Below are 15,081 nucleotides of genomic sequence, written 5' to 3'. Positions count from 1 at the left end.
GGTTGCTTTGAGCTGCCAGCGTTTTTGTTTATTCGGAGTGTCGACTTGACTATTAATGAGAATCATTATTATTATTGATAGACGTTGCAAAGATGTCTTCAATAGTCATTCGTGAAAGAAGAGCGCGAATAGGCGAATTTGAGAAGATGAAGTGTAGAGAGCGAAACAGTAACATGACTAAGGTCATTAAGAATATGGTAAAACGCGCGTTCGCGATGTGCGGCGTTGCGATACTTGCGTTTGCGGTGCTGGTATCGGGGTTCGGTGCTGCGAATCCTGCGTATGCGGATGAAGAACAAACTACCTATAAGTATGATGCAAGCGCAAAAGATGTGCTGTCAAACGGCCATATGGACATCTTCTATCCATTTATGCATAATGGCAAGCTCATAATGGGTTTTGAAGCCAACTCTATGCTATACAAGCCTGAAAATGTGACAATGAAGGTTGGCGAGTCATCATACAGTACGCAAGATTTTGATAATTACAAAAACAAGTTACCATTCGATGCTTCACAAGGTTATTGGCTTTTAGACGAATCTGGTAATAAACAAGATAAAGAGCTGTTCCCAGGGTGGGATACGTCTATAGCAAAATATGCTGTTGGAGCGGAAAATCCAGATGGCGCATCAGCGGATATTGTTATACAAAAAGTAACAGCTCCTAAAGGTGCAAAACTATTAATATGGCAGTCTGCAAAAAATAAGGATAAAAAATCCATAGCAAAATCATTTGAATATCAAGATAAAGATGATGAAAAAGAAGAAGGCAGCCGATTCGAGCTTCCAGGAGTGATTCATCAATCTCAAGTTACACATCAACATGCAGCTTGGGTATTTACTCAGCCTGGAACCTATACATTAGAAGCGTACGCTGTTATTAAGAACAAGACAACGAAAGAAACTAAAACCACTAATACTGCCAAATATACTTTTATTGTTGAAGCAAGTCATAATCATACCGTGCCATCTGAGTCTGTTATTAAAGAACGCGGAAAAGCGGAAATTCCAGTTTTGGATACAAACACTAAAGACGATGATCCTTCTGAAAACTCTGACTGTGCTGATGGCAATCTGTGCATACTAGGGATTCGCAATACAGGTAGCCACCCACATTATCATTCCTATGAGCCAGGCGGTGGATTGAATCTTTACACGTATCGTGAAGGATTCAAAAAAGATATTGAAAACGGAACAATAAAAAAACCATCATACGAATGGTGTATAAACAGGGCTGACGAACAAGAAGATACGTTTGCATCATGCTTCTTAGGCGAAAGGCTCAAGCTGCCAGCTGAACCTGCGATGAACGGAATGAAAGTTCGCGTGATTCTAACAGGGGAAGGAATCTATCCTTTCGATAGAGACAGAGCTTTTGGAACAATAGTCGTAGAAGATCATGGCGCTGACGGACGCCCAGTAGTGCAAGCATATGGAAAGTCCAAGGTTAATTTAGGAGAAAAAGTTCATCTAAAAGCTAAACTGTTCTCCCCACGAGTGCCTACTGTAAACGGTGAAGCTTCTGATCCAGAAGAGCCAACTACATCCATAGTAAAAAAATACAAGTGGATGATTAAAAAAGATGGCGAAAAAGAGTTTAAAAATATTGAAGGTTCTGCTGACGGAAGCACATGCGAATTAACAATTGATGAAAGCATGCAGGATGCCGTGGTTCGCGCTTATCTTGTGCTAGACAACGGAACGCTATATAGGAATGCAGGTTTCGACGATTTTTGCGATTGGAATGTCAATATAAAGAATTTAGGCAAAAAAGATCATGCGCAACCTGAAAACTCAAAAGATTCTAAGAATAACAAGAATAACAAGAATAACAAGAATAACAAGAACAACAAGAACAACAAGAACAATAAAACAAAAAACAAGAAGAACAAGAAAAATAAGAAAAATCGTAAAAAGAATAAGAACAATAAGTCTAATGGAAACGATGAATCTGATGGCCAGAATGAGATAGAAGACGGCAATCAGAACGAAGAATCCAATAACACAGGTGGATCAAAGGAAAAGAATAACAACAAGGAATCAGAGTCAGATAATAAAGATTCTAAAAAGAACAAAAAGAAAAACGATAAGGATAAAGATAAAAAGAAGAATAAGAATAAGTCAGATGAAAACGAAGATGATTCCAATTCGTCTGATTCTTCCAATTCGCATAACTCTTCCGAATCGTCAGACTCTGACAATAACAGTTTTAAGCAATCCGCAACCACTCCGTTAGTTGCAAGAGCTAATACTAATAATGTATTTACAAATGCTAGTGGAAGCTTCACAAAATCTTCTTCTAAAGGATTAGGCGGATTGTCAAATGGTATTTCTTCTTCAAAACATTCTAAGAAGATGAAAAAAGTGAAACTGCTTAGTAAAAAAGGCAAAAAGTCAAATAAGACTAAAGCTGCTTCATACAATTCTGATGATGAAAACATTGAGGATTCAGAAGTACTAGAAGATTCAGAAGAAGAACAAGAAGCGAAAAGTCACAAAACAAAGTGGGTAGCTGCTGCTGTAGGAACTGCAAGCGTGAGCTTGTGCGCTGTAACAGGAGCTGGGGCTTTCTTGATGAGACCACGTATGAAGTTGTTGTAGAAGGAGAAGAAAAATGACTAAAAACAAGCACTATATAGCAACGGCAATAATAGCATCAATATGCACAGCAATTATGCTACTAGCTACGGCTCTACTCCCATCTCCATTTATGGGGTCCGCCAAAGCTGCAACAAGCAACCAGCCAGTTATGATTCAGGCAGGTCACGCCGATTTTGGACCAACACTTTCTGGCGGAAATTGGAAAATACAAATTCGCGATGATACTGGCGACGAGCCAGTGTGGAGAGACCCAGAAAACGTAGTATTCAAACTTGGCAACAGCTCAATAGTTCCTATGCCAAACGATGCAACATACAACTTTATCGGCGAAAAACCAGGAACAAAGCTTTATGTGATTCCACAAACACAAAACTCTAATGTGGTATGGCTCGGATGGAACACACAGGAAGGCGGAGTTCTTAACGAACTAGACCGTGGAGCAAACCTTTCTTTAAACGGCGTTAGCGGACCTGGAAAACTGCACGTCTACCTTGAAAATGGCAATAATGCTCCACAGCAATTATGGGATAGCACTAAAGGGTACCCACAAAACAGTTGGATTGAAGCGAACGCACACACTCACGTAAACTGGGTATTCTCAAAGCCTGGCATATACCACGTTAAACTCACGTTCTCTGGAAAGCTAAAGAACGGACGCGCTGTAAGTGACACTCGTGTGCTTAATTTTGCAGTGGGAGAAAAAACAGATCCACAAGCTGCGTTATCTGGCGCAGCAGGAGCAGCATCTTCAGGCGCGCACTCTCAGTCTGACTCATCAAATGCAAACGAAGGAAACGACGGAGAAAATAACGAAGAGTCTGACGCAGACAACAATGATGAGAATGCGGAAGGAAGCGAATCGAGCAATGCTTCCGCCAGAAAGCATAAGAAAGCTAGTAGCGCTGACGATACAGTAGCGATAGCACAGATTGTGATGATTGTGTTTGTAATTCTAACAATCGTAATTATTGCGTTTATTGTATTCGCTGTAATCAAAAGCAAGAAGGCAAAGCAGCAGGCGATTAGTCAGCATGGTGTGAATCAGCAAGTTCCGCCGATGGCTCCTATGCAGCAGCAAGCACAACCGCAAATGGTAGCTCCAGTGCAGCAAATGCAACCGCAGTACGTACAACAGCCTGTACAACAACAGCAGTATGGCGTTCCGCAGCAACCAATGTATGCTCAGTCTAATATGCCAGTGCAGACAGTTGCACCAGCACAGACTTATGCTCAGCCATATTCGCAGCAGTATGTTCAGCCTCAAGTGAATCAGACTTATGCGAATCCAAATCCTCAGTATGTTGAAAATCAAAGTTCACTCAGTGACTTAGTGAATCCTACAGAGGAAACAACGATTTTACCGAACACAGATTTTAATAATTTAGGACAGAACAATGCGTAATAAATCAACCTTAATCTGCTTTAGATTACTAAGCGCGATTTTAAGCGCAATAATATCTTTTGGATTCTTGGCGTCAATATGCTGCTGCAATTGCGGTAGCGCGTATGCGAGTGAAGCTGCGCAAGAGGAGTCTGCTGAGCAAAATGGGCAAGATGCTCCTGCTAAGCAAGAGGATTCTTCTACAGTTTCCAATCAGTATTCTGACAATAAGAATGAAGATTCTAGTCAAGCTAAAAATGAAGAAGCTTGCAAAGCTGCTGTTGTGGATAGAGATTCCAGTAAGCCAAAGGATTCAGATACTCGATACGAAAAGTGTAAGGTGTACAAGGGTCATACTGATGGCATTGCTGTGTATATGGATAAAAGCAGGCATCTTGTGTTGGGAACGCAAGGCGATTATTTCCCAGGCGTACCCCAAAACGGTGTTAGGTACAATTCTGATCGCATAGAATTTGTGCTTGGAAGCAACACAAAATTAAAAAAATCTGATTTTGAACAAGAATTAAGCTTCCTTCCTAAAGATAACAGTGGCGAGTATGTTTGGGCTTTGCCTCAAGGACAGGAAGATAACAAGTTGTGGCTAGGATTTACAACACAAACATTGCCGCGTAAAACTGTTTCTACTGTAAAGTTTCGCTTAAAGTCTGCGACTATTCCAGAAGGCGGAGCAGTGTATGTTTATGAGAATGATTCTCACGGTAAGGTAATACCTGTTTTAGGGTCTCCTAATACTGATTTTCCTCACAAGTTTTATAAAAACGATAACACGCATTTGCATGTTAATTGGGTGTTTACAAAACCAGGTGAATATGGTCTGGGTATAGAAGTAACAGTTAAAACAAAAGACGGGAAAATACTTAAAGATTCGCAAGGATACACGTTTAATGTGGATATGCAAGGTGGTGCTACTGGTGAATATTTTCGTATAGAAGATAAAGATCCTGATGATGATGGCGAATTAAATAAACACGAAAATCAGAATACAAACGAAAGTGACGAAGACGGCGACGATAGCGATAATGAAGATGAAGAATCTGAAGACAACGAAGATGAAGATGAAAATGATGAAGATTCTTCCACTTCAATAGTCATAAACGGAAACAATAATAGAGTTTACGTAACACCATGGCCTGGAGCCAAGCCAAATGGCGGACTAGCTAACCAAAGTTCCGACGAGGAAGATGGCAATGGGAAAAGTGAAGGCGGTAACGGATCTGAAACCGAATCTGGATCTGAAGCCGAATCTAAAGGCAAAAACAAAAAGCAAAAAACCGTCAAAAAATGCTCAAAATTTAAGGATTTACAAGGCGATAAGCTAGTTATTAAACATGGTCACGTTGATTTAGCAACATATTCAACTGGTAACGGAATAGGATTTGCTGTACAAGAAGACGTGACTGGAAGTCACGTAAAACGCGACCCGAGCAAAGTTGTGTTTTATGCTGGAAAATCAGCTAAAGACGGTAACGTGTGGAGACTTCCACAAACGCAAAAAAATAGCGTACCGTGGGTTGGCTGGAGTAACCAGAATTTAAGCCCACACAAGCCAAGCAAAATCAGCCTTAAATCCGTAAAAGGACCAGGAAGTGTGCGAATTTGGTTGCAAGGCGGACTTGGTGTAAAAGCTAAAACACTCATGTCTAGCAGTGGAAACAGTACGTATACAATCCCAGCAAACACGCATATGCATTTAAACTGGGACTTCTCAAAGTCTGGATATTATACGATTACTTTTGCTGTAAGCGCAAATGGAAAAACAGTTACAAAAGACTTCCACTTTGCAATTGGTGTGGATCCAATGGAAAAGCCAATGAGCTGCTCTACGACAAAGGTCGATGGCGAAGACGGAGATTCAGATGATAAGTCAAATGAAACTGATGAAAATGGTGATGACTCTGAGAATAACTCCGACGACGAAGACAAACAAAACAACAATAAAAATAACAAAGATAACAATAATAACAGCGACAATAACAACGACAATTCTGGAAATAATGGAAATTCTGGCAATAATAGTGGCACGACGCCATTAGCAGCTGCAGCTAGAGGAAACTCTGGTTCGGGAGCGTCATTCTTTGGTGGTGGAATTGGAGCATCGAAAAGCGCTAATCGAGGCAAAACTGGCAGATCTGTAAGTCTTTCTGGCGGAATTGGAAATCATGCAAACAAAGGCATCCAATCAAAATACAATTCCAAACGAGTTAAAGGTCTAAGAAAAAGTTTGCAAAGCGGCGTTAAAAGCGAAGAGCCTAGAGGAATAGTAGGATTGTTCAAACGCAAGCCAGTAGTTGCATACACGGCTTTAAGCCTTGGTATTACAGCAATTTCTGGAACTTGTGCAGCTGGATTGTTCGTTCTACGCAAACGTGGACTAATACCTGCAGGAGGCTTATTTAGAGCACTTATGAATTTGAAATAAAGCGTAGAAAACATTGGTAAAATTAATGAAAATCGTTGATTTACTAGGTAAAAAAAGTGTGAAGCGCGCGGTTTCTGCTGCTCTAGCAGTTTTAACCGCGCTGCCGATGGGCGCATGCGGTGCGCCTAACAACGCGCTTCGTGCAAATAGCGCGAATAACGCAAAATCTGGGAAAATTAACGTTGTAACAACAACGGGCGTTTTGCGAGACATGGTGGCAAATGTTGCAGGAGACGCAGCAAACGTTAGCGCGATTGTGCCAGACAACGCGGATCCACATTCGTACGAGCCGCGTTTACGTTCAATTAGAGACGTTGTGTACGCGGATGTAGCTTTTAGCAACTACATGATGCTGGAAGAGCACGGCGTAATTACTGCTTTAGATGCGAATTTGCGAAAAGGCGTGCCAAATGTTCAGCTTGCGGAAGAAAGTGTGAAGCACGCTGCAGATATTATTCCGATGGTAGAAGACGTGTCTTTAGACACGATTTGGCTAGGTCTTGCTACAGAACGCATGGCTGCGCAACCGAGCGAGGAAGCGCATAGCGTGCAAGGCAGTGCAAATGCAAATCCGCAAAAGCGTGCGGAAGAATCGCCCTCGGCGGCGGCTGGTGAGTTAACTTCGCTAAACAATCTCAATAAAACAAAAACAAATTCACAGCAAGCTAGCCAACTAGAAAAGTCAGGTCAATCTTTGCAATCAAATGCGCCTTCAACTGCAACAAAAGAAGGTCGCGCAACTGTAATAAAGCCGAACGCATACAACATGAAAAGGTCCGATAGAATACGCTTAACAGCTACAAAAGTAAAAGGGCCAGGCGCGCTTTTTGCTTACTTGACTGGCACTTTTGGAAGCGTAGAAACATACTTTAACAGTGCAAACGGCATAAGCGCAGAAGACCACGTAGACTTGCCAGCAGACGCGCACACGCATTTAAGTTGGGCGTTTAGTAAGCCAGGCGAATACACGCTTGAATTGCACGCCGACATGCTAAACGCGCAAAACGAGGTAGTTTCTAGTCTTGGAAACGCTAAAATGCGATTTGCTGTAGGCGTAAATGCGCAAAAAATAGCCAAAAAGCGTGGAGCTAGCGTAGTGCTGAACAAGGGTCATGCAGATTTAGCTTACGACTTAGCAAAACGCGGATTTGTGTACCGCGTAGATACTTTGCAAGAAAAACGATCCACTACGCCAAAACGCGTGTATTATGCGCCTCGCGATGTGGTTGTAGAGGTTCCAACTAACGCGCTAAAAGAGATACCAGCCGAACAAGGATACAGGTTTTTGGGAGCTGCAAGGCAAAAGATTTATCAGCTGCCGCAAGCAGTTTTAGGAAAGCACGTTCACGGAGATATTGACCCGCATTTGTGGCAATCCGTAAAAAATGGCATAGCATACGTGCGCACAATCGCAGATCGCCTTTGCGAAGTGGACCCTAAAAATGCTCGTAAATATCGCGAAAATGCGGACCGATACATTAACAAGTTGCTAGATGTAGACGCGTATATGCGCAAAAAAGTGGCGTCAATACCAAAAGAGAAGCGCAATTTGGTTACAACACACGACGCTTTTGCGTACTTAGGTAAAACTTACGGCGTGAATATTGCAGGATTTGTAACGATTAATCCTTCGAGTGAGCCGAGCGTGCAAGATAGGCGTAGATTGCAGCAGATTTTGCGCGATTTAGAGATCCCAGCTGTGTTTTTGGAGCCAAATTTAATATCGCGTTCGTCTGTGCTTAAAGAGCTTGCGGCGCAAGCGCACGTAAAAGTTTGCCCGATTTATGGAGATGCTTTCGATTCTAAAGTGCGAACTTATGCGGATATGATGCGAGCGAACGCGGATTCTTTAGCGAAATGCTTGAAGTGAGATTGAAGTTGAATTTATGAAGATTAATAAGGGAAATATGGACGCGAATATGGACGAAAATACTGTTATAAGCGCGCAAAACTTAATCGTAAGTTACGGCAGTCGCACGATTGTAAAAGACGTTTCGTTTACGATTAAAAGCGGCGAATTTGTGGGACTTCTTGGTGCAAATGGAGCTGGAAAAACAACGCTTTTCCGCGCGATTATGGGTTTGATTCCGCATACTGGAAAACTCGAAGTGCACGCTAATAAAAGCGGTGAATCTTTGATTAATTCGCGAGTGAGTAACGTTGGTTACGTGCCACAACGCCACGATATTGCGTGGGATTTCCCACTTTCCGTACTAGACGTGGTAATGATGGGCCGCATTCGCCACATTGGCTACGTGCGTCGCGCAAAAAAAGAGGACTACGAGATAGCTCTCGCTTCTCTTGAGCGCACAGGAATGGCGGATTTTAGGGATCGCACAATCGGCGAGCTTTCAGGCGGCCAAAGGCAGCGCGTACTCGTTGCGCGCGCTCTCGCAGGACAACCGCGATTGATGCTTTTAGACGAGCCATTTACAGGCTTAGACATGCCTACTCAAGAGCTACTCACGAGTCTTTTTTTGGATTTATCAAAGTCGGGAGAAGCGATTTTGATGAGCTCGCACGACATAATCGGATCCATAAACTCGTGTTCTAGAATCATGCTTTTTGACGGAAGCATAGTAGGAGACGGTGTTCCAGAATCGTTAAACGCAAATCAATGGGTGCAAACATTCCATGTGGATGCGCAAAATCCACTAATCAAAGCAGTAGAGCGCGTCATGGCGCATGAAAGTGTGGTAGAAAAATAATGCTATCTCCAATCGACTTTATACAAGACCTTACAAACCCAGACCTTTGGTTTTTACTCAAAGCGCTTATAGTAGCGTGCCTTTCTAGCGTAATATGCGGAGTTGTAGGATGCTACGTAGTGCTGCGCGGAATGGCGTTTATTGGAGACGCAGTAGCTCACTCCGTTTTTCCAGGACTCGCAATCGCATTTGTGTTGCAAGGAAACTTGCTATTTGGTGGCGCGCTAGCAGGAGTTGCAACCGCGCTAATCGTATCAATCTTTAGCCAAAATCGTAGACTTCGCGAAGACTCGTTTATCGGCGTATTTTTTGTGTCTGCATTTGCGCTCGGAATCGTAGTAATATCAAAAGCTTCAGGCTATGCGGGATCCCTGGAATCGTTCCTATTCGGCTCCATTACAGGAATCCCAGACTCCGACATTGCTGTAGTAGCAATAACAGGGCTAATAATCGTAACGCTTCTAATGATGTTCCACAAAGAGCTAGTATGCGTTTCAATGGATCGAGAAACAAGCCGCGCAATGGGATTGCCAGTAGCGTGGTTAGATGGAATGCTATACGTTTTAGTTGCGATTGCTGTAGTAGTATCTGTGCAAATAATCGGAAACGTGCTTGTTTTAGCGCTTTTGATCACGCCTGCGGCAACTGCGCGCTTGCTTACCGACCGACTTGGAAAGATGATGATTTTAGCGCCTGCTATTGGTTGCGCTTCTTCGATTCTTGGAATGTACCTGTCTTGGAGTTTAGACACTGCCACTGGCGGAACAATCGTTTTGGTTGCGACTTTTATGTTTGTTCTAGCGTGGGTGTGCTCGCCTAAACACGGGTTGGTAGCGAGGATTGTGCCAAAACTGCGATCAGTTGTTGCATGAGCGCGCTGTAACGCGCGAGCGACATTTAATATTTACTATTTACTGTTGCGCGAGGGCTGGCTAATTCTTGTCTCACAACGCTCCGCCTATTACGTGTAGTCTGTTGTTGCGGTTGTTCCGTTTTGGCTTTGATTTTGTTTTTTGTGTTGAAGTTTGTTTGTAGTGGTTGGTCATCTGGATTATTTGGTATCGGCTGCCGCTCTTATACTGTTCGACCAAGAATCACCCAGCCCTCTTACGTATTTGAACAATTACGTAGTTTTCATCACCGAGATTCTCGATTTTTCTTGCTACTTCAGCGAATCACCATTTCATGCTGAGGTTCGCTTCATCCGCTGCGAAAAATCTCGAATCTCTACCCAGCTTGCGCGACGACCTGCCTTTTCGCTTAGAGCGTAGCGCGAAAAGGTAATTCGGAGCGCTGAGCTTGCTTAAGGTTGAAAGCACAGTGTGCTTTCAACGCAAGCGAAGACGTTCGCACGGCTAATCCGTGCGAACGACAACCTTCTATGTGAGTGATTGTGGAAGATTTCGCGGTTTATAGTTTGCGGCACAATAGACGTATGGTATCTAAAGGAAAACCTTCGCCTAGAAGCGCAGTTAAGCCGCTCAGCGATGAGCAAGTAGAACGCTTAGCGCGTGCACACGAATTAGTTGACCCCACTTATTACTATCCAACGGGAGCGCGCACGCCAAACACGGCAGAAATCAACGCGCAAAATCCAAAAGCAACCGAACGCCTGCTTGAAGGAACGTCTAGAGTTCTTAGATCTCGTTGCAAAGTGCGCGCTTGGGGATTGGAAAATGTGCCAGAAGAAGGCGTGTTTATAACCGCTTGCACGCACGTTACAATGTTCGACGTTTTTGTGCCAATGACGTCTCTATTCCACCAAGGCCGCAGGCCGCGATACATGGCAAAAGCAGAACTCGCTCATTGGCCAATCATGGGAAAATGGTTCCAGCTTGTTGGAATGCAACCAGTACCTCGTAGAAGCGGAAAAGCGCGTGAAATCGAGGAAGAATCGATTAAAATCCTAACAAATGGTAGACCTCTTAGCGTATGGCCAGAAGGAACGGTTACGCGAGACCCACAAAAATGGCCTATGAGTATGAAGCCAGGAGTGGGTGTGATTGCACTAGAAGCATCGCGCAGGCTGGGGCATCAAATTCCGCTATTTTGCGCCGTTGTCTGGGGTGCTGCAAGCATCAATCATTGGTGGCCATGGCCAAAGAAGAATGTTGTAATGTGCTACGATGCGCGTCTTGATTATTCGGATCTTCTTAAAGATATGGAAAGTTGGGGTGATTTGCCTCCTATGGACTCTGCTGCCGAATTAGCTCGTCGTATTCGCGTGCGAATGACGGAAATTATGGAAGAGATTCGCGGCGAAAAAGCACCAGAAGGATACTTTGACTATAGACTTATGAAGAGGGTCAAAGAATAGAGTCAAAGAATAGTGGCTGTAAATTTGCGGTTCATTAAGCCGTAAAACTTTTGTGAATCATCCGTAAAGCGCACTGTGTAGAATTATGTAATAGTGTGATTAAAAGTTGACTAAGTTGACTATAACTTGACTAGTTGTAAATCGCTACAAATGGCTTACGACCAAAGTAATTTACAAACTCATAAATCGAAAGGCAAGGCGTAAACATGAATGTTACGGTGTTGGGTGCTGGAGCTTGGGGTACTGCGTTTGGGCAAGTGCTTGCAGATGCAGGAAATCAAGTGACAATGTGGGCAATAGAGCCACAGATTGTTGAAGGCATTCGAGATAATCACCGCAACGAAGTGAGACTGCCAATCGTAGAGCGATTGCCAGAAAACATGACAGCTACTGGGGATCGCGAAGAAGCCGTAGCAAACTCGGATATTGTAGTCGTGGCAATTGCAGCACAGTTTGCGCGCGTTGCGCTCGAAGAATTTGCTGGCAAAATTCCGCAAAATGCGATTGTTGTTTCGCTTATGAAAGGCATTGAGCGCACAACAGGAAAGCGTATGGACGAAGTTGTGTGCGAAGCTTTAAGCTTACCTCGAAGCCGCTTCGCAGCACTATCGGGTCCAAACTTAAGCAAAGAAGTGGCATTAAGGCAGCACGCAGCGGCGGTTGTGGCGTGCGAGAATCGCGCAAATGCCGAAGTCGTTGCAAAAGCATGCTCAAATAGTTACTTTAAGGCGTTTGTATCAACCGACGTAATCGGCGTAGAAATGTGCGGATCGCTTAAAAACGTGGTTGCGCTCGCAGTCGGCATGGCTCGAGGCGCAGGATACGGCGAAAACACGGCTGCGATGATTGAAACGCGCGGTCTTGCAGAGTTGACGGCATTGGGCGTTGCGGAAGGCGCAGATTCTCGCACTTTTGCAGGACTTGCAGGCTTTGGCGATTTAGTGGCAACTTGCGGATCTCCTCTAAGCCGCAACTACACTTTCGGATCAAATCTTGGAAAAGGCATGAGCGTTGAGGAAGCAACTGCCGTAAGCAATGGTGTGGCTGAAGGTGTGCCAACAACTGGCGCGGTTATAGCGATGGGCAAGCGTTTAGGCGTTGAAACTCCGCTTGCAAGCGCAATGGCTCGCGTGCTTGAAGAAGGAATCTCTTGCCAAGAAATGCTTGCAATGCTTTTTAAGGAAGATGTTTGCGAAGAATAGTGAAGCGCCTGATAAGCAGTGCGCGTAGATAATTCAAAATAACTAAAATAACTAAATAACTAAGATAATTAAAATAATTTTCAAAGGAAAAAAATGACTAAAAAGCGTGTAGTGTTCTTGTATGGCGGTAAAGCAGACGAACATTCGATTTCTTGCATATCTGCTGCTGGAGTGCTCAGTGCTGTAGACGAAAGTCGATTTGAAATCGTGCGCATTGCAATCACAAAGCAAGGCGAGTGGATTGTTGGTGGCGAAGATCCGCGAAACTTCCGCATGGAAGAAGGAGAGCTTCCGGTAATAACAAAAACCGCGGAAACGCGCGATGTTGTACTAGACCCTGCAAAGGGAGCAGATGGATTTTTGGTGCGAGAGGCGGATGGCACGCTTACAAGCTTAGGTCGTATTGACGCAGTTTTCCCAGTTCTTCACGGTCCAAACGGCGAAGACGGCACCTTGCAAGGCTTGCTAGAAATGATGCAAGTTCCATACGTTGGTTGCGGAGTTTTGGCATCCGCTGCGTGCATGGATAAGTATTACGCTAAGCAACTTTTTAAGGCAGCAGGAATTGATGTTGCCCCAGGAATCGCGCTGGATGTGCGAAAGTTCGCTAGCGACGCGGCAAATCACTTTAATGCGTACGCAAACGAAATTCTTGAGCAAGTTGAAGCTGCAAAACTCGAATATCCGCTTTTTGTAAAGCCAAGCCGAGCAGGATCTAGTTTTGGCGTAACAAAAGTTGAATCGCGCGATTCTAAAGCTTTAGCAGATGCCGTTTATGAGGCTTCAAAGCACGATTGGCGAGTATTGGTAGAGCAGGGAATTGACGCGCGCGAAATCGAGTGCGCTGTTCTTGCGGCGCGCGACGGCGACGAGCCTCAGGCAAGCTGGCCTGGAGAAGTTGTGCTTGACAAGCGCGAGGCTGGAGAAGACCAGTTCTACGATTTTGACAGCAAATACATGGATTCTGCAGCTTCACACGTGGAAGTGCCAGCAAATCTTCCGGAAGAAACTTTGGAACTTGTACGCAAAACAGCGCTTGCAGCGTTCAAAGCGGCAGATGGCAGAGGACTTAGTCGCGTGGATTCCTTCGTTACTCCAGAAGGACATGTAATGATTAACGAAATCAACACAATGCCTGGATTTACGCCAATCTCCATGTATCCAAAAGCTTGGGAAGCAACCGGAATAAGCTACAGTGATTTAATCACAAAGCTTATTGAAGGCGTGATTTTAGACTGAAACAATCTTAAAAATCATAGTTTTTGAGGATTAGTCGCCAGCAACCGAAGAATTTGTGCAAATTCGCGCAAATATCAAATCTTAAAGTCTGTATAAAATCAGATTTAAAAGAAAACTTAAAACACAAACGAAGAGGTAAAAATGCGGAAAACTCAGCATAACGACATGTACCATCTAGCGCGAAAACGTCAAGGAGATGTTGGCATATCGCTATGCTTATTCCTATTTGTTTGGATTCTTGCAACTATTTTAATAGGTGAACTTATAGGCTTGTTCGTTCCAAAAGGTGTTCTAAGTCCTTCGCTAAGCTCCTTTGTTTCGTCAGACATTGCGCAATACTTAATAGCGTTGCCGATAGCGATGCTTGTTTTAAGACGAGTGCCAGCGGTAGAAACACGCAAATTCACAATGACGTTCAGACAGTTTGGTGGATTTTTCGCAGTGAGCGTACCGATAATGTACGCAGGAAGCTACCTAGGTTTGGCGATTTCTGCGCTTATATCTGGCGGCAAAGCTGAAAACAGGATTGCAGACATAGTGGCAGGCGGAAACGTATGGGAAACCATAATTTTCGTTGTTTTCCTTGCTCCAGTTGTGGAAGAATGGCTGTTTAGAAAGCAGATTATAGACAGACTGCGAGTGTATGGCGAAAAGCGCGCAATTGTGTTCTCGGCGTTGGCGTTTGCGCTGTTCCATATGAACATGTTCCAGTTCTTCTACGCTTTTGGGCTGGGGCTTGTGTTCGGCTACATGTATGCGCGCACATCGCAGCTTAGATACAGCGTATTTTTGCACATGATTGTGAATTTCCAAGGAAGCGTTATAGCGATGTGGATTTCCGACAATATGATGGATTCAAACGGGAACTTAATTAAAGTGGAGAATCTTACACCGCAAGAAATAGCGGATCTGGCTCCTGGATTCATGTTCATAGGTCTTTACGCGATGTTCATGATTGTTATGTTTGTGTTTGGAATTGTGTTGTTAGCAAGGAGCAAAAAATATCTTGAATTCTACGATTCGCCGCTTGAAATTCGTGGGAGCGCTGGAACAAAGGCGCTCTACGGAACAATCGGCATTATGGGTTTCCTTGTGGTTTCAGTGCTTATGAATATGATAATGCTTTTTGTGTGAGCGAGAACGCGTTTAGTGTGATTTAGATTACGGGTCTATTAGGGATTGATTCTGGATTTA

The 15,081-nt window shown here is 43.9% G+C and carries 10 protein-coding genes; all 10 read left to right on the top strand.

Annotated features, from left to right (window positions below; all coding sequences use genetic code 11):
- Positions 1-173 precede the first annotated feature (173 nt).
- The 10 genes from ABVC65_RS01240 (at position 174) to ABVC65_RS01195 (ending at position 15,021) form a co-directional block, all read left to right on the top strand.
- The gene (locus ABVC65_RS01240; protein ID WP_353582403.1) at positions 174-2,600 is read left to right on the top strand and encodes a choice-of-anchor M domain-containing protein; all 2,427 of its coding nucleotides are present in this window, start codon (positions 174-176) and stop codon (positions 2,598-2,600) included.
- A gap of 13 nt (positions 2,601-2,613) precedes the next feature.
- Positions 2,614-4,002 carry a choice-of-anchor M domain-containing protein gene (locus ABVC65_RS01235; RefSeq protein ID WP_353582402.1) on the top strand — a complete coding sequence of 463 codons (1,389 nt, stop codon included), beginning with the start codon at positions 2,614-2,616 and terminating at the stop codon, positions 4,000-4,002.
- A complete protein-coding gene (locus ABVC65_RS01230) occupies positions 3,995-6,421 on the top strand; it encodes a choice-of-anchor M domain-containing protein (protein WP_353582401.1) in 2,427 nt (808 codons plus the stop codon). Before ABVC65_RS01235 ends, ABVC65_RS01230 begins: the two co-directional genes overlap by 8 nt.
- Positions 6,422-6,446: 25 nt before the next feature.
- The gene (locus tag ABVC65_RS01225; RefSeq protein ID WP_353582400.1) at positions 6,447-8,291 is read left to right on the top strand and encodes an anchored repeat ABC transporter, substrate-binding protein; all 1,845 of its coding nucleotides are present in this window, start codon (positions 6,447-6,449) and stop codon (positions 8,289-8,291) included.
- 16 nt (positions 8,292-8,307) lie between these two features.
- Positions 8,308-9,129 carry an anchored repeat-type ABC transporter ATP-binding subunit gene (locus tag ABVC65_RS01220; protein ID WP_353582399.1) on the top strand — a complete coding sequence of 274 codons (822 nt, stop codon included), beginning with the start codon at positions 8,308-8,310 and terminating at the stop codon, positions 9,127-9,129.
- Complete coding sequence (locus tag ABVC65_RS01215; protein WP_004115980.1) at positions 9,129-10,001, top strand: anchored repeat-type ABC transporter permease subunit; 873 nt, start codon at positions 9,129-9,131, stop codon at positions 9,999-10,001. Before ABVC65_RS01220 ends, ABVC65_RS01215 begins: the two co-directional genes overlap by 1 nt.
- Positions 10,002-10,564: 563 nt before the next feature.
- Positions 10,565-11,446, top strand: coding sequence for a lysophospholipid acyltransferase family protein (locus ABVC65_RS01210; RefSeq protein ID WP_353582398.1), 882 nt, complete (start codon positions 10,565-10,567; stop codon positions 11,444-11,446).
- Between the two features lie 206 nt (positions 11,447-11,652).
- Entirely contained in the window at positions 11,653-12,648 is a 996-nt protein-coding gene (locus ABVC65_RS01205) for an NAD(P)H-dependent glycerol-3-phosphate dehydrogenase (RefSeq protein ID WP_353582397.1), read from the top strand.
- A gap of 93 nt (positions 12,649-12,741) precedes the next feature.
- Complete coding sequence (locus tag ABVC65_RS01200) at positions 12,742-13,887, top strand: D-alanine--D-alanine ligase family protein (RefSeq protein WP_353582396.1); 1,146 nt, start codon at positions 12,742-12,744, stop codon at positions 13,885-13,887.
- Positions 13,888-14,028: 141 nt separating this feature from the next.
- On the top strand, positions 14,029-15,021 hold the full coding sequence (locus ABVC65_RS01195) for a CPBP family intramembrane glutamic endopeptidase (protein WP_353582395.1): 993 nt from the start codon (positions 14,029-14,031) through the stop codon (positions 15,019-15,021).
- Positions 15,022-15,081 lie beyond the last annotated feature (60 nt).

This window comes from Gardnerella vaginalis, from assembly GCF_040427915.1.
In the GTDB taxonomy this organism is placed as follows: domain Bacteria; phylum Actinomycetota; class Actinomycetes; order Actinomycetales; family Bifidobacteriaceae; genus Bifidobacterium; species Bifidobacterium vaginale_C.
Note: the sequence above shows the minus strand (reverse complement) of the source record. Positions and strands in the feature narration are given on the sequence as shown.